This is a genomic window from Pigmentiphaga litoralis (assembly GCF_048632615.1).
Lineage (GTDB): Bacteria > Pseudomonadota > Gammaproteobacteria > Burkholderiales > Burkholderiaceae_B > Pigmentiphaga > Pigmentiphaga litoralis_B.
Genome location: NZ_CP184479.1, coordinates 3548811 through 3571298, shown reverse-complemented (window position 1 = coordinate 3571298; position 22488 = coordinate 3548811). Strand labels below are relative to the sequence as shown.

The window sequence follows — 22488 nt, the reverse complement described above, 5'->3', positions numbered from 1 at the left end:
TCCTTTTCGTTGCCATCCCCAGGTCGGCAAGCGCTTCTGATCCTCAGTTCATCTATGTCGACGTTTGACCCTTGTTTCGAGCAGGTCCTTGCCGATGCCGCCGCGCGCAACATGCGCCGCGGCATCGGGCCACTGGCCGCCGCCGCGCCGGGACGCATCGCCAGCGCGGGGCGCGAGCTTCTCAATTTCTCCGGCAATGACTACCTGGGCCTGGCCCGCCACCCGTTGTTGGCCGAGCGCGCCGCCGACTGGACGCGCCGCCATGGCGCGGGCGCGCAGGCGTCGCGGCTGGTGACCGGCACGCTGGACGCGCACGCGCAGGTCGAAGCCAAACTGGCCCGGCTGAAGGGGACCGAGGCGGCCTTGTTGTTCGCCAGCGGCTGGCAGCTGAACGCCAGCGTGCTGCCCGCATTGATCCACGGGCTGGGCGCGCGCGGGCAGGTCGAGGTCTATACCGACAAGCTGGTGCACGCCAGCATGCACCACGGATGCCAGGCCGCAGGCATTCGGCAAATCCGTTACCGGCACAACGATCTGGCGCACCTGGATCGCTTGCTGACCGATCGGGCCGCGCCGGACGTGCGCCGCCTGATCGTGACCGAGAGCGTGTTCAGCATGGATGGCGACCGCGCCGACGTGCCGGCCCTGGCGGCCCTGGCGGATCGGCACGGCGCCTTCCTGTACCTGGATGAAGCCCATGCGACCGGCGTGCTGGGCCCGCAGGGCATGGGGCTGTCGGGGTTGGCGCCGGGCGGGGTGGACTTGATCATGGGGACGTTCAGCAAGGCCTTGGGCGGCTTTGGCGCCTACGTGGCCGGGTCGCAGGCACTGTGCGACTTCCTGGTGAACACGTGCTCGGGTTTCATCTATTCGACCGGTTTGCCGCCGTCGGTGCTGGGCGCCATGGACGCAGCCCTGGACCTGGTGCCCGGCATGGACGCAGATCGCGCGCACCTGTCGCGGCTGGCGGCGCGCCTGCGCGACGGGCTGCAGGCGCAGGGCCGCGACACCGGCGCATCATCGACGCAGATCGTGCCGGCCATGGTGGGCGATGCCGGCGATGCTGTCGCCCTGAGCGCCAGGCTGAAAGTTGCGGGCATGCTTGCGGTCGCGATTCGCCCGCCCACGGTGCCCGCGGGTACCAGCCGCCTGCGCATCGCATTGAGCGCCGCGCATACGGTGGACGATGTCGACTGCTTGCTCGACGCCCTGGCGCGCGACCCGATGCGGGGGGCCGCATGAGGCCGGCGGTGTGGTTCGTGCATGGATGGGGCTTTGATGCGAGCGTGTTCGACGCGTTGGCCGAAGCGTTGAGCAACCCCATTCCGCTGGGTCGACAGCAGCGATACGACGCCGGTTATGCCGGCGCGGCGGTGCTGGAGCCGCCTTCGGAGCCGTTCATCGCGGTGGCGCATTCGTTCGGGATGATGCGTGTACTGAAGGATCTGCCGCCGCATTGCCTGGGCATCGTCTGCCTGAACGGGTTTGCGCGGTTTTCCGCCGCACCGGACTTCACTGCCGGGACGCCTTTGCGTCTGATCGACCGAATGCTGCAACGGCTGCGGCAGGACCCCATGGGCGTGGTCAATACCTTTCGTGCCCGGTGCGGCGCGGAACCGTATCCGGTCACGACCGAACTGGATGTGGATGCGCTATTTGAGGACCTGTCCGCGCTGCGCGATGACGATGCACGGACCGCACTGGCGGCATGCCCGGCGCCGGTCGTGGCGGTCGCTGCCGAAGACGATCCTATCGTTCCAGCAGGGATGACGGCGATGACATTCGCGCACCTATCCAGCGTGTCCGTTGTGCTGCTACCCGAAGGCGGTCATCTGCTGCCTGTGACGCACCCTGCCGAGTGCGCGGATGCCGTTCGCCGGATGGCCGGATCGCCCAACCCGGCGCCAGCCGTTGCGAACGTCAACGATCTGGCGCTGCCGGGATCCATGCCGTGACGGCATCCGCCCGACGCGATGCGATCGCGGCACGGTTTGCTCGCGCGGCCGGCCACTACGATGACCATGCCGACGTGCAGCGGCACGCTGCCACGGCATTGGCCGCGCGGATTGCTGACCTGCGCCTGCCGCCGCGTCCGCGCATCCTGGAGATCGGTTGCGGCACGGGCCTGCTGACTGCCGCGCTGGCCCGGCACATGGCCGTTGCGGACTGGACGATTACCGACATTGCACCCGAGATGGTCGCGGCCACGCGCCAGTCCGTCACCAGTGGACGCATCCCGTTGAAGGGTGACATCCGTTATGCATGCATGGACGGCGAGCATCCCGATCCCTTGCTTCTGGGGCGGTACGACCTGGTGTGCTCCAGCCTGGCCGTGCAATGGTTCGGCGATCTGCCTGCCGGCTTGCAAGGGCTTGCCGCCTGCCTGGCGCCGGGCGGCACCTTGGCCATCAGTACACTGACGGCCAATACCTTTCAGGAATGGCGTGACGCGCACGGCGACCTTGGTCTGCACGCCGCCACGCCCGACTACCCTGATGCGGACGCGTTTGCGCACGCGCTGGCGGGCCACGCGGGCGGCGTCACTATCGATGTGCAACGTGTGCGCTTTGCCGACGGCCTGGCCTTCGTCCGCAGCTTGAAAGGCATTGGCGCAACCGTGCCGCGCGACGGCGCCCGGGCATTGGGCCCATCTGACTTCCGCCGCTTGCTGTCCCACTTCACGGATGAAGGCGCCACGGTAACGTACGAAATTGCCTATGGCGTCTGGCATCGCGTCGACGACGCTACGCGCGCCGTGCACCGACACCTTGCCCCATGACCGACATTCCAAGACCTGCTTTCTTATGACCGACCTATCCTCGTTGTCCCATCGCGGCGTCTTCGTCACCGGCACCGACACGGGCGTTGGCAAGACCCTGGTGTCGGCCATCCTGGCAAAGGCCTGGCAGGCCGATTACTGGAAGCCGCTGCAGACAGGCGTCGCCGACGAACCCGGCGACACGCCCAGCGTCACGCGGCTTGCAGACATGGCGCCAGCGCGTGTGCATGCGCCTGCGGTGGTGCTGCAGGCGCCGCTGTCGCCGTGGGCCGCCGCGCCGCTGGAAGGTGTGCGGATCGACACCGATGCGCTGACCTGCCCCGTGACCACTGCGCCGTTGATCGTCGAAGGCGCCGGGGGTCTGCTGGTCCCGATCGATGACGACCTGATGATGATCGACCTGATCGCCCGGCTTGGCCTGCCCGTGATCCTGGTCGCGCGCAGCGGCCTGGGCACCATCAATCACACGCTGTTGAGCCTGCAGGCCTTGAAAGCCGCCGGCATCGCAATCGCCGGGGTTGTGATGAACGGTCCGCCGTCGGCGGGCAATCGTTTAGCGATCGAACGATTCGGCAACGTGCCCGTGATCGCCGACGTGCCGGCGCTCGATGCCGTCGATGCCGCATCGGTGGCCGACGTGGCGGCGGCCATGCCGCCGCTGGCGGCGGTCCTGGAGGCGATGGCAATGTGGAGCGCGACGCCCGCCTGACAGGTTCCTGGACGCCGGGCCGGTACCTAAGCCGGCTCGACTTGCGTCCAGCTCGCGGCTGGGACCTGGCTCACCCACCGTGCCAACAAACGCGAACCGTAGAAGCCTTGCATTGCCATCACCCTGCCCCTTATAGCGCCCCTGCGGCCTTTGCATCCTCGAACACCTGCGTCAACCAGTCGACGAACACCCGCACGCGCGGGGACATGTGCCGGCTTTGCGGGTACAGCACCGACACCGGCATAGGGGGCGGCGGATGGTGCGGCAGCAACTCGATCAGCGTGCCTTGATCCAGCAGCGCCGCGACGCGATATCGCGGCACCTGGATCATGCCCAGGCCTGCCAATCCCGCCGCCGCATACACCTCGGCCCCCGACACGGTGACGCGGCCGGGGATCTCCACATCGGTCTGGGTTCCATCCACCATGAACTCGAAGGGATAACGCCTGCCCGTTGACGAGACGTAATTGATCGCGCGATGTCCGGCCAGGTCATCCAGCGAGGCCGGCTCGCCGAATTGCTTGACGTATTCGCCACTTGCGCAGGTCACCTGACGCAGGTTTGCCACACGCCTACCAGTCAACGTCGAGTCGCCCAGCGTTCCGGCGCGCAGCACGCAATCGACCCCTTCACGAACCAGATCGACGAACCGATCCGCCTCGCTGACCGCCACATCGATCCCCGGATACCGTTCCATGAACGCGGGCAAGGCCGGGATGACGAACTGCCGCGCCAGCGACCCTTGCAGGTTTACACGCAACAATCCCTTGGGCGCGACCGTCCGGAACGCGTTCTCGGCATCCTCGATCTCGGCCAGCAGATGCAGGCATCGCTCGTAATAGGCGTCGCCGTCCAGCGTGGGTTCGACCCGGCGGGTGCTGCGCTCCAGCAGCCGCGCGCCCAGGTGGGCTTCCAGGGCGTTGATGACGTGCGTCAAGGTTGCGCGGGGCATGTTCAGATCGTCGGCGGCAAGCGTGAAACTCTTGCGCTCATAGATCCGGACGAAGACCCTCATCGCGCGTAGGGTGTCGATGGGCATAGGCAGGGCAGGAAACGACTGCCCGCATTGTGACATGCCAATTGTTGTGCGAAATTGAATAATAACGTCAAGGCCGGGGGCTTTATCTGGTCCGCGCGAACGTGCACCATGCAGCCATTGCCACACTGACTTCAGGAGCATCCACATGACGACCGCAACGACTTCGACCCCGACTTCCCCAGCCGCCGGCCACGCCGGTGTCGCGATCATTACCGGCGCATCGCGCGGCATCGGCGCGGACATCGCCCGCCGGCTGGCCGATGACGGCTATGCCGTCGTCGTCAACTATGCCAGCCGTTCCACCGATGCCGACGCACTGGTCGCCGCGTTGACCGCCGACGGCCATCGCGCCATCGCCGTCCAGGCCGACGTGGCGCAGTCCGCCGATGTGCAACGCCTGTTCGACGAAGCCGAAAGCCAGCTCGGCAAAGTGGATGTGCTTGTCAACAATGCCGGCATTCTGACGACGATGCCTTTGGCCCAAACCAGCGACGAACTGTACGAATCCACCTTCGGCGTCAACGTGCGCGGCACCTTCAACACCCTGCGGGAAGCCGGCAAGCGGCTGAACGACGGCGGCCGCATCGTCAACTTTTCCAGCACCACGCTTGCAATGAATTTGCCAGGGTATGCGATCTACAACGGCACCAAGGCCGCCGTCGAAGCGTTCACCCGGGTCTTCGCGAAAGAGCTGCGCGGCCGCCAGATCCGCGTCAACGTGGTGGCGCCTGGCCCGGTGGCCACGGACCTGTTCCTGAAAGGCAAGACGGAAGAGCAGGTCCAGAACTTTGCCAAAATGCCCCCGCTGGAACGGCTGGGCCAGACCGACGATATCGCCAAGGTGGTCGCGTTCCTGGTCAGCCAGGAATCGGGATGGGTGAACGGGCAGGTGCTGCGGGCCAATGGCGGGCTGGCCTGAGTCACGGCGGGACGCACAGTGCATACATTGACCGCCACCGTTGCCGGCCTGATCGATCTGGCCGTGCTGCTTGGCATTGAGCGCATCGCTCGGCTGCCTGGGCGCAGCATGGACACGGCGTTCGTCGTGTTCTGGCTGCTTGCCACCGTCGCGCACGGGCAGCGCGGCGTGGCCGCCGGCCAGACCGTGCTGACCGAAGTCGTCGTTGGCCTGGTCGTGTTCGGCGTGCCCTTGGCCGCGCTGATCGCCGTGCGGGCCGCCGCCCGCCGCCGGGCACCCCGCCGGTCGATTTTCACCTCGTAGCCAAACGAGGCTGGCCGGCAGCGGCGCCGCTGGCCATAATCGCAGTTCACTCTCTTTCTTGAGCGACGCTGCGGAATGGCCTCTCCCTCCTCCCCCTCCCCGTCCGACCTGTCCGCCTACTGGATGCCGTTCACGGCCAACCGCGACTTCAAAGCGCATCCGCGCATGCTGGTGTCGGCCGAAGGCATGTACTACCGCGACGACGCCGGCAATGCCGTGCTCGACGGGACGGCCGGCCTGTGGTGCGTGCCGCTGGGCCACGGCCAGCCGCGCATCGTCTCGGCAGTACAGAAGGCAGTCGCCACACTGGACTATGCACCGTCATTCCAGATGGGTCACCCGGCTGCCTTCGAACTGGCGGATCGTTTGCGTGACTACACCGGCGGCCGCTTCAGCCAGATCTTCTTTACCGGCTCGGGGTCGGAATCGGTCGACAGTGCACTGAAGATTGCGCTTGGCTACCACCGTGCCCGCGGCGAGCCGGCCCGTACCCGCTTCATTGGCCGCGAACGCGCCTATCACGGCGTCGGCTTTGGCGGCATGTCGGTGGGCGGCATTCCCGGCAATCGCAAGACCTTTCATGCGTCGCTGCTGCCTGGCGTGGACCACCTTCAGCATACGCACGATCTGGCCCGCAATGCCTTCAGCCGTGGCCTGCCGCAGCACGGCGCTGAACTGGCGGATGAGCTGGAACGGCTGGTTGCCCTGCACGATGCCTCCAACATCGCAGCCGTGATCGTCGAGCCGGTCTCGGGATCGACGGGCGTGCTGATCCCGCCCGTGGGCTACCTGAAACGCCTGCGCGACATCTGCACGAAGCACGGCATCCTGCTCATCTTTGACGAAGTCATCACCGGCTTCGGCCGACTTGGCACGCCCTTCGCGTATGACTATTTCGATGTGATGCCCGACATGGTGACCACCGCCAAGGGCGTGACCAATGGGGTCGTCCCCATGGGCGCCGTGATGGTCCAGCCCCATGTGTACGACGCGTTCATGCACGGCCCGGCCGGCATCGAACTGGCGCACGGCTACACCTATTCCGGGCACCCGCTGGCCTGCGCAGCCGGCCTGGCCACGCTCGACATTTTTGAGCAGGACGGCATTCTTGAACATGCTCAGAGCGTGGTCGAGTACTGGCACGACGCCGCATTCGCGCTGCGCGACGCGCCCAATGTTGTCGACATCCGGGCCATTGGCATGGTGATCGGCATCGAACTGGCGCCGCGCACAGGCCAACCCGGTGCGCGTGCGTTCGATGCCTTCCGACGTGCCTTTGCCGATGGGCTGCTCATCCGCGTAACCGGCGACATCATTGCGCTGTCGCCTCCGCTGGTGATCGAGAAAGCGCAGATCGACGAATTGTTTGACAAGCTTGGCAAGGTGTTGCGCAGTCTGGACTGATCGGCGATGTGCGCGCTGGCAAGGGTCCGTAGGCCATGATCGGCGGAGCTTGCGGATCGGACTATCGCACTATTCGATTATCGGATTATCGGCCCCTGCCCCTGTCCGCACTTTGGGGACCCTAAGCGCTATCAGCTTAGTCAGCATTGCTTCATCAACGCGATTTGCGTAACCGCCGTCAGCTGACCGCAGAACCTGCCGACTTTTACCCGCGCGTTCCCAACGACGCTTGGGATTGCCGGAGGAAACGTGGAACGCCAGGATCCCAACTTTCACTCAAGCGCAGGCCCAGTTCCGCGCAAGGAATGCCATGTCGTCCCAGGAATTGCCTTCGACCGGTGAGCCCGCCATGCGTGATGTGCCCGGTGAGCCATTACGCCGCGCCATCACCGGCCCGCTGCTGCTCTTCTTCATCCTGGGCGACGTGCTGGGCGCGGGCGTCTACACCCTGGCCGGCACCATCGCTGGCCGCGTCGGTGGCGCACTCTGGGCACCGCTGCTGCTCGCCCTGGTCTTCGCGCTGCTTGTTGCCGGGTCGTACGCGGAACTCGTCACCAAGTACCCCCGCGCAGGCGGCGCGGCCGTCTTTGCCGCCAAGGCCTTCAAACGGCCGGTCATCTCGTTCCTGGTCGGCTTCTGCATGGTCGCGGCGGGCGTCACCAGCGCCGCCGGGCTGGCCGTGGCCTTTGCTGGCGACTATTTGAGCGCGTTCATTAACGTGCCCCCCATCGCCGCCGCGCTCGTTTTCCTCGTCGCCATCGCCCTCCTCAACGCCCGCGGTATCAAGGAATCGCTCAGCGCCAACCTGGTCATGACCCTGGTTGAACTGTCCGGCCTGCTCATCGTGATTGCCTGCGGCGTCTACCTGGTGTTTCAAGGACAAGGCAACTTTGGCCAGCTGACTCAGTTCCGCCCCGGCGTCTCCCCCGCCATGGCCGTACTTGCCGGCGCCCTGCTCGCCTTCTATTCGTTTGTCGGCTTCGAGACGTCCGCCAACCTGGCCGAAGAAGTCCGCGACGTGCGCCGCGTCTACCCCATCGCCCTGTTCGCATCGCTGCTCATCGCCGGCCTGGTCTACGTACTCGTCGCCTTGGCCGCGTCACTGATCGTCCCGATCGAGCAACTCGCCAACTCGTCTGCCCCGCTGCTGGAAGTCGTGCGCGCGTCCGGCCTTGGCATCCCGCCCCGCTGGTTCGCCGTCATCGCCCTCGTCGCCGTCGCCAACGGCGCCCTGTTGACCATGATCATGGCCAGCCGCCTGACCTACGGCATGGCCCGCGAAGGGCTGCTCCCCGACCGGCTCGCCAGCGTCCTGCCCGTGCGCCGCACGCCCGGCACCGCCATTCTCTGGACCACCGTCGTCGCGATGGCCCTGACCTTCACGTCCACCCTGGAAGTCCTGGCCGGCACCGTCGTGCTGTTGCTGCTGGTGGTGTTCCTGAGCACCAACATCGCCGTGCTCGTGTTGCGCAAGGACGTGGTTGCCGAGCAGCACTTTCGCGTGCCGACCATCGTGCCGTGGCTGTCGATAGGCTGCTGCCTGCTGCTCGCGTCGCAACAGAGCCTGGAGACGGTGGTGCGGGGCGGCGGGTTGTTGCTGCTGGGGGTGCTGTTGTTTGGCGTGACGCGGCTGGGGAAAGGAACATCGCCGAGACATCGGTGATTGGCGTACGCGCCGTGAGCAGCTAACGCCTTTGCTTGTACAACGCCAAGCCCGCATTGTCAGAGATTGGACCGGCTTCTGACCATGGAGCAAGAGGCTGGCTGACGTACGCAAACACGGCCGCATCCTGAACGAGCTGATCGAACAGCCTGCCTTGAAATCCGTGTATGTGTACTTGGGCGGTTTGAGGGCACATCCACGCCATCACTTGGAGTATCCGCTGCCGCCTGGCCGTCAGCCGTTGCAGCATATCCGTCCAATGCTGCGCAGGGCTACTGCGGAACCATCCTTCGGACCAGACCGGCTTGCAATGTGAGAGCCGATTGCGCCAATTCTGCACATCTTTGACTACGGCGACCGTCTCCTTCCGGTTAGGCTGGAATCGCCAGTGCTGCCTGACTTTCGGGTGCGCGGGAAACACGTCAACGAAAGTCGTCGCTTCGATCGCAGGCGTCGGCAGCTGCGAATCGAGCATGTTGGGCCAGACGCCGAACGAGAGCGATGCGACAACCCGGTCGGGAGTTGGGAGAACAGCAAGGCGCAGGCCGCTATTCGCGCAAAGTATCTTCTCAACCTTCTCGAACGTTTCCCCATGAAGGACCATCCATCCGGCCTTGTGGTCGTACCAGGCGACAGATGAGGACGGCTCACCCATGGCCATACTCGCCTGACGGGACAAGCTGACATGAATACGATTCCGGAGCGTGACCTCGAACGTCTGCACAAGCGATTGCAAAGACATCGCCATGGATTGGCTCCAAAGGATGGCGCCAGCCGTTTCTGCATCGGTCTGCGTACGAAAGACGCGTCGGTAAACCCCGCGCGCGGTCTGGATAAGGTGTCCAGGTAGGCTTGGTAAGGCATTGACGTGAACATCCTCGATAACTATACTTTTTCGATGCACGGCGGGATCCGCCGCTCCCAAACCCAGTCAAAAGACCGGGTGCCCTTAGGTTATTGAACCGAAATTGGTGAAGCCCCCGCCGTAATAGAGCCTGCGCCGCCCACTGGGCGGCGTTGTGCTTTCTGCGGCACGCACGCCGCTCTCCTCAGCCATCGTGGCAACCACCTACAAACCCTTCGCCCAAAGAAAAACCCCGCGTTACCGCGGGGTTCCTGTAACCAGCCAGACCTGCTCGATCAGAACGGAATATCGTCGTCCATATCCGCAAAGTTGGGCGCGGCGTTGTTGTTCGACGATTGCGACGCGGCCGGGCGCTGGCTGCTGGCCGGGCGGGCGGCCGGGCGCGACGCGGGTGGGCTGTAGCTTTGGTCGCCGCCGTCGTTGCCACCACCGCCACCGCCGCCTTCACGGCCGCCCAGCAATTGCATCTGGTCGGCCACGATTTCGGTCGTGAACTTGTCGGCGCCGGTGTCCTTGTCCTGCCACTTGCGCGTCTTCAGACGGCCTTCGACGTAGACCGGGCGGCCCTTCTTCAGGTATTCGCCGGCGATTTCGGCCAGGCGGTTGTAGAACACCACGCGGTGCCATTCAGTTTCTTCACGCTTTTCGCCGGACGTCTTGTCTTTCCAGGTGGACGTGGTGGCGATGGAGACGTTGCAGATTGCCGCGCCATCGGGGCTGTAGCGGACTTCGGGGTCGCGTCCCAGATTGCCGACCAGAATTACTTTGTTGACGGATGCCATTCCACTTTCTCCAGATGATTCATTGCAATGTCGGGCTGCGCGCGTCGGCGGGTGGGCACAGAACGCCGCCGGTGGCAGCCCGTCATGATTCGTTCGATGGGCCCGGGCCACCATGCGGGGTGGCTCGTATGGCCCGGATATTTCGGTCCTGCTTGCAGGGGCGTTCTGAACGGCTTTGCAGCCCCCGTGCGAACGGCCCTGCGGCCCCCGTCAGGACGCCGCGGCCTGCCGGGCCGTGCGGCGCGGTGGCAGGGGCGTCAGCCGCCAGGTGGCGATCAGCCATATTACCGCGAGCACGGCGGCTAATACGTACACCGCCGAAGAACTTACCTGCGACGACAGATAGCCGCCCAGGGCGCCTCCGGCGAACAGCCCGGCGGCCTGGCTGGTGTTATAGAAGCCCAGCGCCAGGCCTTTGACCGTGGGGGCGCGACGCGCGACACCAGCGACGGCTGCATGGCTTCCAGCACGTTGAAGACCGAGAAGAAGGCGGTCAGCGCGACCACCAGCGCCACATAGTGGGCCTGCGCCCAGATCAAGCCGATACAGACCAGCAGCAGCGCCCCGACCGCGCCGCGCATGGTCTGCCGATGGGTCGAGAACCGTTCGGTGACGCCAATGATGGGCACCATGACCAAGAAGGACACGACGATCACGGGCAGGTAGACGCGCCACAGGGTGCTGGCGTCGAGCCCGCCAATGCGTACCAGGGTGGCCGGCACCACCACGAACAGCGCGACCTGGATCAGGTGCAAGGTGAATACGCCGAGATTCAGGCGCAGCAGGTCGGGGTGCATCAGCACGGTCCGGAAGGGAATCTTGCCGATGGACGGCGGCGTGGGCGGGGCGGCGGGCACGACCCAGGCCGCCACGCCCAGTGCCGCCAAACCCAGCGCGGCAATGGTCCAGAACAGTCCCGGCAGCCCGCCCCAGCCGACCAGCAGCGGCGCCAGCACCAGCGACAACGCAAACGTCATGCCGATGGACACACCGATCATTGCCATGGCCTTGGTGCGGACGTGGTCGCGGGTGGCGTCGGCCAGCCAGGCGGTGACAGCGGCCGAAATGGCGCCGGAGCCCTGGATGGCCCGCCCGATGGTGATCCAGAACAGATCGTTCGACGTCGCACAGACGATGCTGCCCAGCACGAACAGGATCAGCCCGAAGACGACCACCGGCCGGCGGCCCCATCTGTCGGAGGCGATGCCGAACGGAATCTGCATGAAGGCCTGCGTCAGACCGTACATGCCGAGCGCCAGACCGACGCGCGCGGGGTCCGTCCCGCCGGGCAGGCCCTGGGCCGCGACGGCAAATACCGGCAACAGCAGGAACAGCCCGAGCATCCGGCACATGAACAGGCCAGCCAGCGAGAAACTGGCGCGCCGTTCGGACGGGGTCATGCGAAAGGAGTCAGGAGCGGTCATCAGGACGCATGAATGCAGCGAGGGCGGATCGGATAGGCGCGCGAATTTGCAGCGCGTTATAGTACCAAGTTGGCTTTTCGCCGGGTTGGACGCAAGCGTTCGGCCGGCCGATGCCGGAACAGCAAACGGATAAAGCAAAACTGATGGGCTGCAGAGTAATGAACGGCATTGCTGACGCAATGCTCATGGGCGCATGGTCATGGACGTAATACGGATCCGGGGCGCCCGCACGCATAACCTCAAGAACGTGTCGCTGGAATTGCCGCGGCACCAATTGGTGGTGATTACCGGCTTGTCGGGCTCGGGCAAGTCGTCGCTGGCGTTCGATACGCTGTACGCCGAAGGCCAACGGCGTTATGTCGAAAGCCTGTCCGCTTACGCCCGGCAGTTTCTGCAGCTCATGGACAAGCCCGAAGTCGATCTGATCGAAGGCCTGTCGCCGGCGATCTCGATCGAACAGAAGGCCGCCAGCCACAATCCACGGTCCACCGTGGGCACCGTGACCGAAATCCACGATTACCTGCGCCTGCTGTTCGCGCGGGTGGGCACGCCCTACTGTCCCGACCACCTGCTGCCGCTGCAGGCCCAAAGCGTGAGCCAGATGGTCGATGCGACGCTGGCCATGTCGCCGGAAATGCGCCTGGCGATCCTGGCGCCGCTGGTGCGCGACCGCAAAGGCAGTTTCGAAGACGACCTGGCCAGCCTGCAGGCGCAAGGCTTCGTGCGGGTGCGCGTCGATGGCGAAGTCATGGATATCGCCAGCGTGCCGCCGCTGAAGAAGAACGACAAGCACGATATCGACATCGTGATCGACCGGCTGCGGGTGCGTCCGGAAGCGCAGCAGCGCCTGGCCGAAAGCTTCGAGACGGCGATCACGCTGGCCCAGGGCCGCGCCATCGTGCTGGAACTGGACGCCGCCGAAGACGAGACCCACGGCAAGGAACACCTGTTTTCCAGCCGGTATGCCTGCCCGGTGTGCAGCCACAGCCTGCCGGAACTGGAACCGCGCCTGTTCAGCTTCAACAATCCGGTCGGCGCCTGCCCGACTTGTGACGGCATCGGGCATGTCGGATTTTTCGACCCCAAGCGCGTCGTGGCCTTTCCGGAACTGAGCCTGGCCAGTGGCGCGATCAAGGGGTGGGACCGCCGCAATCCGTTCTATCACCAGTTGCTGACCAACCTGGCCGCCTTCTACGAATTCGAAGTGGATACGCCCTTCGAAGACCTGCTGCCCGAGGTGCAGGAACGGGTGCTGTTCGGGTCGGGCGAGCAGGAAATTCCCTTCACCTATGTGAATGAGAAGGGCCGCACGTCGGTCAAGACCCATGCATTTGAAGGCGTGATTCCGAACCTGGAACGGCGCTGGAAGGAAACCGAATCGGCCACGGTACGCGAAGAACTGGGCAAGTACCGGAACATCAAGACCTGTCCGGACTGTGGCGGCTCGCGCCTGCGCCGCGAAGCGCGGTTCGTGAAAGTCGGCGAAGGCGAACAGGGCCTGGCCATTTATGAACTGGAAGCCTTGCCGCTGGCGGAATGCCTGCGCTGGTTCGAAGACCTGGCCCTGACCGGCGCCAAACGGGACATTGCGGATCGTATCGTCAAGGAAATCGCGTCCCGCCTGTCGTTCCTGAATAACGTCGGCCTGAACTATCTGTCGCTGGATCGCAGCGCCGACACCATTTCGGGGGAGAAGCGCAGCGGATCCGGCTTGCCAGCCAGATCGGATCGGGTCTGACCGGCGTGATGTACGTGCTGGATGAGCCGTCGATCGGCCTGCACCAGCGCGACAACGATCGCCTGATCGACACGCTGCGCCACTTGCGTAACCTGGGCAATAGCGTGATCGTGGTCGAGCATGACGAAGACATGATCCGCGCCGCCGACTGGGTCGTGGACATGGGCCCGGGCGCAGGCGAGCATGGGGGCCAGATCGTGTCCGAAGGCACGCCAGCGCATGTCCTGGACGACCCGAAGTCGTTGACCGGCCAGTACATGAGCGGCGCGCTGACCATCGCGGTGCCTGCCCGCCGGCCCGTGCACGACGCACCCGACCTGAAGTGGCTGCATCTGCTGGGCGCATCGGGCAACAATCTGAAGTCGGTCGACCTGCATATCCCGATCGGCCGCCTGGTGTGCATTGCCGGCGTGTCCGGGTCGGGCAAGTCCACGCTGATCAACGACACCCTGGTGCCTACCGTGTCGCAGCACCTGTACAACAGCCAGACCGAACCGGCGCCGTACGTGTCGATCGACGGGCTCGATCATTTCGACAAGATCATCAGTGTCGACCAGAGCCCGATCGGCCGGACGCCGCGCAGCAACCCGGCCACTTACACCGGTCTGTTCACCCCGATCCGCGAGCTGTTTGCCGGGGTGCCCGAAGCGCGCGCCCGGGGTTACGATCCGGGCCGCTTCAGCTTCAATGTGAAGGGCGGCCGCTGCGAAGCCTGCCAGGGCGATGGCATGGTCAAGGTGGAAATGCACTTTCTGCCGGACATCTACGTGCCTTGCGACGTCTGCCACGGCAAACGCTACAACCGCGAGACGCTGGAAATCCGCTATCGTGGGCGCAACATCAGCGAAGTGCTGGACCTGACCGTCGAGCAGGCGCTGACCTATTTCGAAGCCGTGCCCGCCATCGCGCGCAAGCTGCAGACCTTGATCGAGGTGGGCCTGGGCTACATCCGCCTTGGGCAGAGCGCGACAACCCTGTCGGGCGGCGAGGCGCAGCGCGTCAAGCTGTCCCAGGAACTGTCCAAGCGCGGGACCGGCAGCACCTTATATATCCTGGACGAGCCGACCACGGGTCTGCATTTCCATGACATTGCGCTGCTGCTGGAAGTGATAGGTCAACTGGTCATCACGGGCAATACCGTGGTCGTGATCGAGCACAACCTGGACGTGATCAAGACGGCGGACTGGGTGATCGACATGGGGCCGGAAGGCGGTGACGGCGGCGGGCAGATCGTGGCCCAAGGTCCGCCCGAGGACATTGCGCGGAATCCGGCCAGCCATACCGGCAAGTACCTGGCGCGATTGCTGGAGACGGCGGCGGCCAACAAGAAAGCCGCCAGGCCCGCCCGGGCCAGCAAGAAGGTGGCGGACCCCGACGCGGCCTGAAGGGATCGGGGAGCACGCCGCCAACGCCGCTGGCCAATCAGGCATCGGCATCCGGCGCTCCCGCCATCCGCGGGAAAAAGGCTGCCCTGGCGCTGTCTCAGTCCGGGAACGAGCACACCGCGTACAGGTCCAGGCCCGATGCCCGGATCCGGTCCCCGCCGCCCAGCGACGGCAAGTCCACGATCGCCGCGGCTTCCACCACATTGGCCCCCAGGCGCTGCAGCAGCTTGGCGCCCGCCAGCAACGTGCCGCCCGTGGCCACCAGGTCATCCATCAACAAGACCCGCTGCCCGGGGCGCACCGCGTCGGCATGCATCTGCACCGCCGCGCTGCCATATTCCAGCGCGTACTCTTCGGTAATCGACGCAAAGGGCAGCTTGCCCTTCTTGCGCACCGGCACGAAGCCCAGGTTCAGTTCGTAGGCCACCACGCTGGCCAGGATGAAGCCCCGGGCGTCGATGCCCGCCACCAGGTCCAGCCGCTGCCCCATGTAGCGATAGACGAATATGTCGATCAGCGCGCGGAACGTCCTGGCGTCCTGCAGCAGCGGTGTGATGTCGCGGAACATCACCCCCGCTTCCGGCCAGTCGGGCACCGTGCGAATGCGGTCGCGGATGTAATCGGGGTCCAGAAACATCGGCAGTCCAAGGAGAGTAAGCACTAAAAATCGCGGCGCAGGCGGTCAAGCAAGGACCGTGCCTTGCTACTATACTGGCAGGTCCGCTGAATTAAACTACGGCCAAAGTAACCCGGCCAGCGTCGGCACGCTGTGTTTTTCATCACTTTGTGTCGGCTGCCCGCGTCGCACTGCCACACTCCGGTCATCATCGCAGCCCATGACAGCTTCGCTACCCACGACAGGCCCTGCTCGCGTTCCCGTGCCGAACGCCGCCGACGCGTTGCCGTCCGCGCGCCGCACGCTCACGATCGAAGCACAGGCTCTCGTGACCCTGGCCGAGCGGCTCGACGCCAGCTTTGAAGCGGCGGTCGGGATCCTGCTTGCCTGCCGTGGCCGGGTGGTCGTCAGCGGCATCGGCAAGTCCGGCCATATCGCGCGCAAGATCGCCGCCACGCTGGCCTCGACCGGCACGCCCGCGTTCTTCGTGCATGCCGCCGAAGCGGTCCACGGCGACCTGGGCATGATCACGTCCGACGACGTGATGCTGGCGATTTCGTATTCGGGTACCACGGCCGAACTGCTGACGATCGTGCCCGCGGTCAAACGCATGGACGCCAAGCTCATCAGTATTACCGGCAACCCGCATTCCGAACTTGCCAGGCTGTCGGATGTCCACCTGAATGGCGGCGTCGATATCGAAGCCTGCCCGCTGAACCTGGCGCCGACCGCCAGCACCACTGCAGCGCTTGGCCTGGGTGACGCGCTGGCCGTAGCCTGTCTGGAAGCGCGGGGCTTCGGCCCCGAAGACTTCGCGCGCTCGCATCCGGGCGGCGCGCTCGGCCGTCGGCTGCTGACCCATGTGCGCGACGTGATGCGCACCGGCGACGCGATTCCAGTGGTGTCGGTCGATGCGTCCATTACCGAAGCCCTGATCGAAATTACCCGCAAGGGCATGGGCATGACGGCGGTTCTGGACGGCAGCGAACTGGTCGGCATCTTTACCGACGGCGACCTGCGCCGCCTGATCGAACGCGAAGGCGACATCCGCAGCCTGACCGTGGCCAGCGGGATGACCCGGTCGCCGCGCCACGTCGGCCCCGACGCGCTGGCGGTCGAGGCCGCTGCGCAAATGGACGAAAACCGCAAGAACCAGCTTCTTGTCCTGGATGACACGGGCCGCCTCGTCGGCGCCCTGCATACCCATGACCTGATGGCAGCAAAGGTGCTCTGAACCCCGATGGCAATCAAACTGACTCCCTCCCATCCCGCCGAAGCGCTGATCCTGGCGCGCACGTCGCAGGCCGTCTGCGAGCGCGCAACGCGCCTGCGCCTCATGATCTTCGACGTGGACGGCGTGCTGACCGACGGATCCCTGCTGTATGGGGAGCACGGCGAAACCATCAAGGCCTTCCATGCGCTGGATGGCTTCGGCATCCGCATGCTGCAGGAAAGCGGCATCCTGGTCTCCTTCATTACGGGCCGCGACTCGCCCATCGTGGCGCGCCGCGCTGCCGACCTGGGCATCTCGGATGTGCAGCAGGGCGTGCGTGACAAGTCGCAAGCCTTGACGGCGCTGGCCCAGCGCCACGGCCTGGACATGGAGCAGGTCGGCTTCATGGGCGACGACGTGATCGACCTGCACGCCATGCAGCGCGTCGGTTTTGCCGCCAGCGTGCCCGAAGCGCCGCCGTACGTGGCGCAGGCCGCGCACTGGATCTCCAGCCGCCCGGCTGGCACCGGGGCCGCCCGCGAATGCTGCGATCTGATCCTGGCCGCGCAGGGCCGGCTCGGGGGCTTCATTGCTGGCCGCCCGCGCGCCCCGTTGACCGTCGGTTCACCGCAATAAATCCCGGGCCGCCATGAGAGATCGCCTCGCCTCTGCCGTTTCCATCATCCTGCTCGTGTCCCTCGTGGCCGGCACGTGGTGGGCGGCCGACTACGCGCAGCGGGCTGTCACCACCGACCCGCCGCGCCGGCTCACCCACGAAATCGATTCGTATGTCGAAGATTTCGTCATGGTGCGCAGCGATCCCGAAGGCCTGCCCAGCACTCGTATGGAAGGCAAGCGGCTGGTGCATTACCCGGATGACGACTCTTCCGAGGTCACCCAGCTGCGCGCGGTCAACCAGCGCGCCGACAGGCCGACCACTGTGGTTTCGTCGAATTTCGCGCGGATGGACGAAGATGGCGCGCGTATCGATATGCGCGGCAATGTCGACTTCCAGCGCATGGCGGGCCAGGGCCGGGACGCGCTGACGATCCGCAGCGAACAGATGACGCTGCGCCCGGACGAAGACCTTGCGTTTACCGATCAGCCCGCCACGATCCTGAACGGACGCTCGCGCATCCAGGGCCGCGGCATGCGCTACAACAATGTCACGCGCGAGTTGTCGATCGCGCAGCGTACTCAGGTAGAAATCATTCCGGGGAAACCCCCGCACCACGGCAGCCCTAGACAAGGACAAGAAAATCATCGTGCCGAACCTTTCATTTACCCGCTTCGCCGCGCAGGCGCTGATCGCGATCGCCAGCGTGACCTTGACCGCTGGCGCCGCCCTGGCGGCCAAGACCGACAATCAGCAGCCGACCCTGGTCGACGCCGATTCGCTGCGTTATGACGACCTGAAGCAGACCAGCGTGTTCACGGGCAACGTCGTGCTGACCAAGGGGTCGTTGACGCTGCGCGCCGATCGCCTTGAACTGCGCGAGGACCCCGAAGGATTCCAGCATGGCGTCGCCACCGCCACCGGCAGCAAGCTGGTGTTCGTTCGCCAGCGGCGCGAAGGCACCGACGAATACATTGAAGGCGAAGCCGAGCGGGCCGAGTTCGACGGCCGGAACGACAAGATCCACTTCATCTCGCGCGCGGTCGTGAAACGCCTGGCGTGTGAACAGGTGGTGGACGAAGTGCGCGGCCAGCAGATCACGTACGACCAGCGCGCCGAGACCTACAGTGCCAACGGCGGTCCGCGCGCCGCCACGCCCAACCAGCGCGTGCGCACGGTGATCCAGCCGCGCGACAGCGGTGCCGCCGCCCCCGACAACGGCTGCGCGCGTCCCGGCGCCCCGGCCGCTGCCAAGAAGGGGGGCCGATGAACCATCCCGTCACGCCTCCCGTGGTCGAGGACGCGCCGGCCTCGGCCGTGGGCGGCCAGACGAAACAATCGGGCAAACTGCGCGCCACGGGGCTGCGCAAGGCCTATTCGGGCCGCACGGTCGTCCAGAACGTTTCGCTGGAAGTCGACGGCGGCGAAGTGGTGGGCCTGCTGGGTCCGAACGGCGCCGGCAAGACCACGTGCTTCTATATGATCGTCGGCCTGGTGCCGGCGGACGCGGGCAGCATCGATATCGACGGCGAGTCGATCACGGCCCTGCCGATTCACCAGCGCGCGCGGCGTGGCCTCTCGTATCTGCCCCAGGACGCCTCGGTATTCCGCCGCCTGACGGTGGAACAGAACATCCGTGCCGTGCTGGAACTGCAGCGCGACGAACATGGCGCCACGCTCAAGTCGGCACGGGTCGCCGAACACCTCGAAGCACTGCTTGAAGAATTGCAGATCGGCCATATCCGGAGCAATGCCGCGATTTCGTTGTCGGGGGGCGAACGCCGCCGCGTCGAGATCGCGCGCGCGCTGGCCACCAATCCCCGCTTCATCCTGCTCGACGAACCCTTTGCGGGCGTCGATCCGATCGCGGTGATCGAGATCCAGCGCATCGTGCGTTTCCTCAAGGGACGCGGGATCGGCGTACTGATCACCGACCACAACGTTCGCGAAACGCTTGGTATCTGCGACCGCGCCTACATCATCAGTGAAGGGACCGTGCTGGCCAATGGCCATCCGGAAGAAATCGTGGGCGATTCCGCGGTGCGGCGCGTGTATTTGGGGGAACACTTCCGCATGTAGCGGTGACCATGCTTAAACCAGGCCTTCAACTTCGCACGTCCCAGCATCTGGCGCTGACGCCGGCATTGCAGCAGTCCATCAAGCTGCTGCAACTGTCGACGCTCGAACTCGAACACGAGATCGAGCAGATCCTGCAGGAAAACCCGTTGCTCGAACGCGATGAAGACGCGGCGATCGGGAACCTTCGCGTCGACGCCGATGGCAGCATGCACGAAACCCAGCGCACCGAGACCCCGGCCGAGACGCCGGCCGATTCGAGCGAGCCCTCGACGGCGGTGGACGACGGGCGCGAGGCGCAGGATTCCTCGCACGAAATGCCCGAGCTGCATCGCCCGGGGTCCGAACACGACGACGACACGGCGCCGCAACTGGCGGCGCGCTCGACGTCGTTGCGCGAGCACCTGCACGAACAGCTATCGTTGACGCAGGTCACGCATCGTGACGGCGCCCTGGTAGGCGCGCTGATCGATGAACTCGACGACAACGGCTACCTGACGACACCGCTGGACGAGATCGCCGGCCTGTTCCCGCCCGAACTGGAGATCGACGAAGACGAACTGCGGTCGGCCCTGGGCCTGCTGCAATCGTTCGACCCCACCGGCGTGGGGGCACGGAACATGGCGGAATGCCTGCGCCTGCAACTGCGCGACCCCGACCTGGACTGCCTGCCCGAAGCGCGCGACTCCGCCGTGCTCCAGTGCGCGCGCGCCATCGTGGTGGACCACCTGGCCCTGCTGGGGGCGCGCGACTACGCCAAGCTGCGCAAGGCGCTGGGCTGCGACGACGACCTGCTGCGGTCCGCCCAGACCCTGATCCGCAAGCTCGATCCCCGGCCAGGCTCGAAGTATTCGTCGCCGGCTGCCGACTTCGTGGTGCCCGACGTGGTGGTGCGCAAGGTCGGCAACCAGTGGCGCGCCATGTTGAACTCCGACGCGGTGCCCCGCCTGCGCGTCAACCAGATGTATGCCCAGATCCTGAAATCCGAGCGCGCATCGGCCCATCCGGGCTTGTCCTCACAGCTGCAGGAAGCCCGCTGGCTGATCCGCAACGTGCAGCAGCGCTTCGACACGATACAGCGCGTGGCGCAGGCCATTGTCGAGCGCCAGCACGGCTTTCTGAACCACGGCGAAGTGGCGATGCGCCCCCTTGTGTTACGTGAAATAGCAGATACACTAGGGCTGCACGAGTCGACGATCTCGCGGGTCACCACCCAGAAATACATGCTCACCCCGCTGGGCACGTTCGAACTCAAGTACTTCTTCGGCAGCCATGTGGCAACGGAAACCGGCGGGGCAGCGTCCTCCACGGCGATCCGGGCCTTGATCAAACAGCTTGTTTGCGCGGAGGAACCCACTCAGCCGCTATCCGACAGCCAGCTTGCGCAGATGCTTGGAGAGCAAGGCATCGTGGTGGCCCGGCGCACTGTCGCCAAATACCGCGAAGCCCTGAAGATTCCCCCGTCTCCCTGCGCAAGGCAATCTAGCCTGGCCGCACGCCGCAGGCAGCGATGTCCACGAAACATCCCGACATCGGTGCTTGCAACTCCAGCTATTGAAGCCGTCGGATACGAGCCCATCTGAACGTCATCGGTTGATGCATTGGCTCGCTACTTTTGTTGCGTGGCTTAGTCCGGAGACCCTCCTATCCGCGACGCAACCAAAGTGGCATGCGAGTGCCACGACGCCGGTTCCCGCTCGCGCGGGGCCGGCAGGTTTTGGGAAGATCCCTTTCCAGAAACAGCTTCAAGGAGGGCTTTACATGAATCTGAGCATCAGCGGTCATCACCTCGTGGTCACTCCCGCCATCCGGGAGTACGTCATGAACAAGATCGAACGGGTTTTGCGTCATTTCGATCATGTCATCGACATCCAAGTGATCCTTTCGGTAGAAAAGCTGAAGCATCTGGCCGAAATTACGGTGCACCTCAAGGGCAAAGACATTCATTGCGAGGCGCAGGAAGACAATCTGTACGCCGCGATCGACACGCTGGTCGACAAGGTGGACCGCCAGGTCATCAAGTACAAGGACAAGATCCAGACCACTCGCGTCACGATCGACGAAGCGCCCAAAAGGCAGATCCCTGCCGATCTCTGATCCAGGGCAGCATCCTGCCGATGGTTGATGGCACGGATATGACCGCCGCGCTCTGATCGAGCAGTTGGCGACGACACCGGCCCGGACGACCACCACGGCGTGGTCAACCCCTCCCGGGCCGGCGCGGAACTCTTACCGCGCCATAGCATCCAAACGGATGAAATTCCAGCACAAAATATGCATAACTATCGCGATTGAGTGACAGATCGGACATGCTGGCTATAATCGACGTCCAAGGCCAAGCGCTGTCACCTCTGGTTCCTTTCCTGTGCAACGCACGTCGTGCACGGGCTGGTCGCCCACACTATGAATCTGATTTCTCGGATATTGCCCCCTCCAACGTCCTGCTCGAGCTGGAAGTCACCAGCAAGAAGCGGGTCTTCGAGCAGATCGGGCTACTGTTTGAAAACAATCACGGTATCGCCCGATCGGTCGTGTTCGACAGCCTGTTCTCGCGCGAACGCCTCGGGTCCACCGGACTCGGTCAAGGTGTCGCCGTGCCGCATGGGCGCATCAAGGGTCTGACCGAAGCGGTCGCCGCGTTCGTGCGCCTGGCTGCGCCGATCGGATTCGAAGCGCCCGACGGCAAGCCCGTGCAGTTGCTGGTGTTCCTGCTGGTGCCCGAACAGGCCACGCAAATGCACCTCGAGATCCTGTCCGAACTGGCGCAGATGCTGTCCAACCGCGCGCTGCGCGATGCCCTGCTGGCGGAACCATCGGCCAGCGCCGTGCACTCCCTGCTGACGCACTGGGAGCCGGCACCGTCCGACGCAACGGCCTGACGACGCGGCCCGCGCCGGGGTGCGCCCTGCGGGGTAACCGGTCCTGCCTTCCTGCCGTTCCCTCTTCCGGACCCGTTT

The 22488-nt window shown here is 65.1% G+C and carries 17 protein-coding genes and 5 pseudogenes; 16 read left to right on the top strand and 6 right to left on the bottom strand.

Going from position 1 to position 22488, the window contains the following annotated elements:
* Positions 1–54 precede the first annotated feature (54 nt).
* From ACNANG_RS16320 to bioD, 3 genes and pseudogenes are all read left to right on the top strand, one after another.
* Positions 55–1242, top strand: a complete 1188-nt coding sequence (locus ACNANG_RS16320; protein WP_420223862.1) for an aminotransferase class I/II-fold pyridoxal phosphate-dependent enzyme — start codon at positions 55–57, stop codon at positions 1240–1242.
* A gap of 44 nt (positions 1243–1286) precedes the next feature.
* On the top strand, positions 1287–1955 hold the full coding sequence (locus ACNANG_RS16315; RefSeq protein WP_420223861.1) for an alpha/beta fold hydrolase: 669 nt from the start codon (positions 1287–1289) through the stop codon (positions 1953–1955).
* Positions 1952–3488: pseudogene (bioD, locus tag ACNANG_RS16310) on the top strand (dethiobiotin synthase). Before ACNANG_RS16315 ends, bioD begins: the two are co-directional and overlap by 4 nt.
* Positions 3489–3618: 130 nt before the next feature.
* On the opposite strand, the gene ACNANG_RS16305 reads toward bioD, so the two are convergent.
* Positions 3619–4521, bottom strand: coding sequence for a LysR family transcriptional regulator (locus tag ACNANG_RS16305; protein WP_420227566.1), 903 nt, complete (start codon positions 4519–4521; stop codon positions 3619–3621).
* Between the two features lie 151 nt (positions 4522–4672).
* Here ACNANG_RS16305 and ACNANG_RS16300 point away from each other — a divergent pair, with 151 nt between their 5' ends.
* From ACNANG_RS16300 to ACNANG_RS16285, 4 genes are all read left to right on the top strand, one after another.
* Positions 4673–5446 carry an SDR family oxidoreductase gene (locus tag ACNANG_RS16300; RefSeq protein ID WP_420223860.1) on the top strand — a complete coding sequence of 258 codons (774 nt, stop codon included), beginning with the start codon at positions 4673–4675 and terminating at the stop codon, positions 5444–5446.
* 18 nt (positions 5447–5464) lie between these two features.
* A complete protein-coding gene (locus ACNANG_RS16295) occupies positions 5465–5749 on the top strand; it encodes a hypothetical protein (RefSeq protein ID WP_420223859.1) in 285 nt (94 codons plus the stop codon).
* Positions 5750–5824: 75 nt separating this feature from the next.
* A complete protein-coding gene (locus ACNANG_RS16290) occupies positions 5825–7153 on the top strand; it encodes an aspartate aminotransferase family protein (RefSeq protein ID WP_420223858.1) in 1329 nt (442 codons plus the stop codon).
* A 310-nt stretch (positions 7154–7463) separates the two neighbouring features.
* Positions 7464–8816, top strand: a complete 1353-nt coding sequence (locus ACNANG_RS16285; RefSeq protein ID WP_420223857.1) for an APC family permease — start codon at positions 7464–7466, stop codon at positions 8814–8816.
* A 22-nt stretch (positions 8817–8838) separates the two neighbouring features.
* Here the strand turns inward: ACNANG_RS16285 and ACNANG_RS16280 are convergent, their stop codons facing one another.
* From ACNANG_RS16280 to ACNANG_RS16265, 4 genes and pseudogenes are all read right to left on the bottom strand, one after another.
* On the bottom strand, positions 8839–9564 hold the full coding sequence (locus ACNANG_RS16280; protein WP_420223856.1) for a hypothetical protein: 726 nt from the start codon (positions 9562–9564) through the stop codon (positions 8839–8841).
* A gap of 392 nt (positions 9565–9956) precedes the next feature.
* Positions 9957–10463 carry a single-stranded DNA-binding protein gene (gene ssb / locus ACNANG_RS16275; RefSeq protein WP_420223855.1) on the bottom strand — a complete coding sequence of 169 codons (507 nt, stop codon included), beginning with the start codon at positions 10461–10463 and terminating at the stop codon, positions 9957–9959.
* 210 nt (positions 10464–10673) lie between these two features.
* Entirely contained in the window at positions 10674–11138 is a 465-nt protein-coding gene (locus ACNANG_RS16270) for an MFS transporter (RefSeq protein WP_420227565.1), read from the bottom strand.
* A gap of 353 nt (positions 11139–11491) precedes the next feature.
* A pseudogene (locus ACNANG_RS16265) lies at positions 11492–11806 on the bottom strand (MFS transporter); the annotation flags it as partial.
* 280 nt (positions 11807–12086) lie between these two features.
* Here ACNANG_RS16265 and uvrA point away from each other — a divergent pair.
* A pseudogene (gene uvrA / locus ACNANG_RS16260) lies at positions 12087–15010 on the top strand (excinuclease ABC subunit UvrA).
* Positions 15011–15107: 97 nt separating this feature from the next.
* Here the strand turns inward: uvrA and ACNANG_RS16255 are convergent.
* Positions 15108–15647, bottom strand: a complete 540-nt coding sequence (locus ACNANG_RS16255; RefSeq protein ID WP_420223854.1) for an adenine phosphoribosyltransferase — start codon at positions 15645–15647, stop codon at positions 15108–15110.
* Between the two features lie 199 nt (positions 15648–15846).
* Between ACNANG_RS16255 and ACNANG_RS16250 the strand changes: the two genes are divergently transcribed.
* The 8 genes and pseudogenes from ACNANG_RS16250 to ptsN all read left to right on the top strand — a co-directional run bounded on the left by ACNANG_RS16250 (position 15847) and on the right by ptsN (position 22410).
* Positions 15847–16860 carry a KpsF/GutQ family sugar-phosphate isomerase gene (locus ACNANG_RS16250; RefSeq protein ID WP_420223853.1) on the top strand — a complete coding sequence of 338 codons (1014 nt, stop codon included), beginning with the start codon at positions 15847–15849 and terminating at the stop codon, positions 16858–16860.
* A gap of 6 nt (positions 16861–16866) precedes the next feature.
* Positions 16867–17475: a KdsC family phosphatase gene (locus ACNANG_RS16245; protein WP_420223852.1), complete on the top strand. Its 609-nt coding sequence runs from the start codon at positions 16867–16869 to the stop codon at positions 17473–17475.
* 64 nt (positions 17476–17539) lie between these two features.
* The gene (gene lptC / locus ACNANG_RS16240) at positions 17540–18247 is read left to right on the top strand and encodes an LPS export ABC transporter periplasmic protein LptC (RefSeq protein WP_420223851.1); all 708 of its coding nucleotides are present in this window, start codon (positions 17540–17542) and stop codon (positions 18245–18247) included.
* Positions 18162–18725 carry a lipopolysaccharide transport periplasmic protein LptA gene (lptA, locus tag ACNANG_RS16235; RefSeq protein WP_420223850.1) on the top strand — a complete coding sequence of 188 codons (564 nt, stop codon included), beginning with the start codon at positions 18162–18164 and terminating at the stop codon, positions 18723–18725. The genes lptC and lptA overlap by 86 nt, the downstream gene beginning before the upstream one ends.
* Positions 18722–19534 (top strand): LPS export ABC transporter ATP-binding protein, encoded by an 813-nt coding sequence (gene lptB / locus ACNANG_RS16230; RefSeq protein ID WP_420223849.1) that lies wholly within the window; start codon positions 18722–18724, stop codon positions 19532–19534. The genes lptA and lptB overlap by 4 nt, the downstream gene beginning before the upstream one ends.
* Positions 19535–19542: 8 nt before the next feature.
* Positions 19543–21017, top strand: a pseudogene (locus ACNANG_RS16225) (RNA polymerase factor sigma-54).
* A 275-nt stretch (positions 21018–21292) separates the two neighbouring features.
* On the top strand, positions 21293–21628 hold the full coding sequence (gene hpf / locus ACNANG_RS16220; protein WP_420223848.1) for a ribosome hibernation-promoting factor, HPF/YfiA family: 336 nt from the start codon (positions 21293–21295) through the stop codon (positions 21626–21628).
* Between the two features lie 306 nt (positions 21629–21934).
* Positions 21935–22410: pseudogene (gene ptsN / locus ACNANG_RS16215) on the top strand (PTS IIA-like nitrogen regulatory protein PtsN).
* Positions 22411–22488: the final 78 nt, after the last annotated feature.

Excerpts from the sequence above, each read along its gene's own strand:
- ACNANG_RS16320 (WP_420223862.1), top strand. The coding sequence starts at position 55 with ATGTCGACGTTTGACCCTTGTTTCGAGCAGGTCCTTGCCGATGCCGCC.
- ACNANG_RS16300 (WP_420223860.1), top strand. The coding sequence starts at position 4,673 with ATGACGACCGCAACGACTTCGACCCCGACTTCCCCAGCCGCCGGCCAC.
- ACNANG_RS16290 (WP_420223858.1), top strand. The coding sequence starts at position 5,825 with ATGGCCTCTCCCTCCTCCCCCTCCCCGTCCGACCTGTCCGCCTACTGG.
- ACNANG_RS16285 (WP_420223857.1), top strand. The coding sequence starts at position 7,464 with ATGTCGTCCCAGGAATTGCCTTCGACCGGTGAGCCCGCCATGCGTGAT.
- ACNANG_RS16280 (WP_420223856.1), bottom strand. The coding sequence starts at position 9,564 with ATGGCGATGTCTTTGCAATCGCTTGTGCAGACGTTCGAGGTCACGCTC.
- ssb (WP_420223855.1), bottom strand. The coding sequence starts at position 10,463 with ATGGCATCCGTCAACAAAGTAATTCTGGTCGGCAATCTGGGACGCGAC.
- ACNANG_RS16255 (WP_420223854.1), bottom strand. The coding sequence starts at position 15,647 with ATGTTTCTGGACCCCGATTACATCCGCGACCGCATTCGCACGGTGCCC.
- ACNANG_RS16250 (WP_420223853.1), top strand. The coding sequence starts at position 15,847 with ATGACAGCTTCGCTACCCACGACAGGCCCTGCTCGCGTTCCCGTGCCG.
- ACNANG_RS16245 (WP_420223852.1), top strand. The coding sequence starts at position 16,867 with ATGGCAATCAAACTGACTCCCTCCCATCCCGCCGAAGCGCTGATCCTG.
- lptB (WP_420223849.1), top strand. The coding sequence starts at position 18,722 with ATGAACCATCCCGTCACGCCTCCCGTGGTCGAGGACGCGCCGGCCTCG.
- hpf (WP_420223848.1), top strand. The coding sequence starts at position 21,293 with ATGAATCTGAGCATCAGCGGTCATCACCTCGTGGTCACTCCCGCCATC.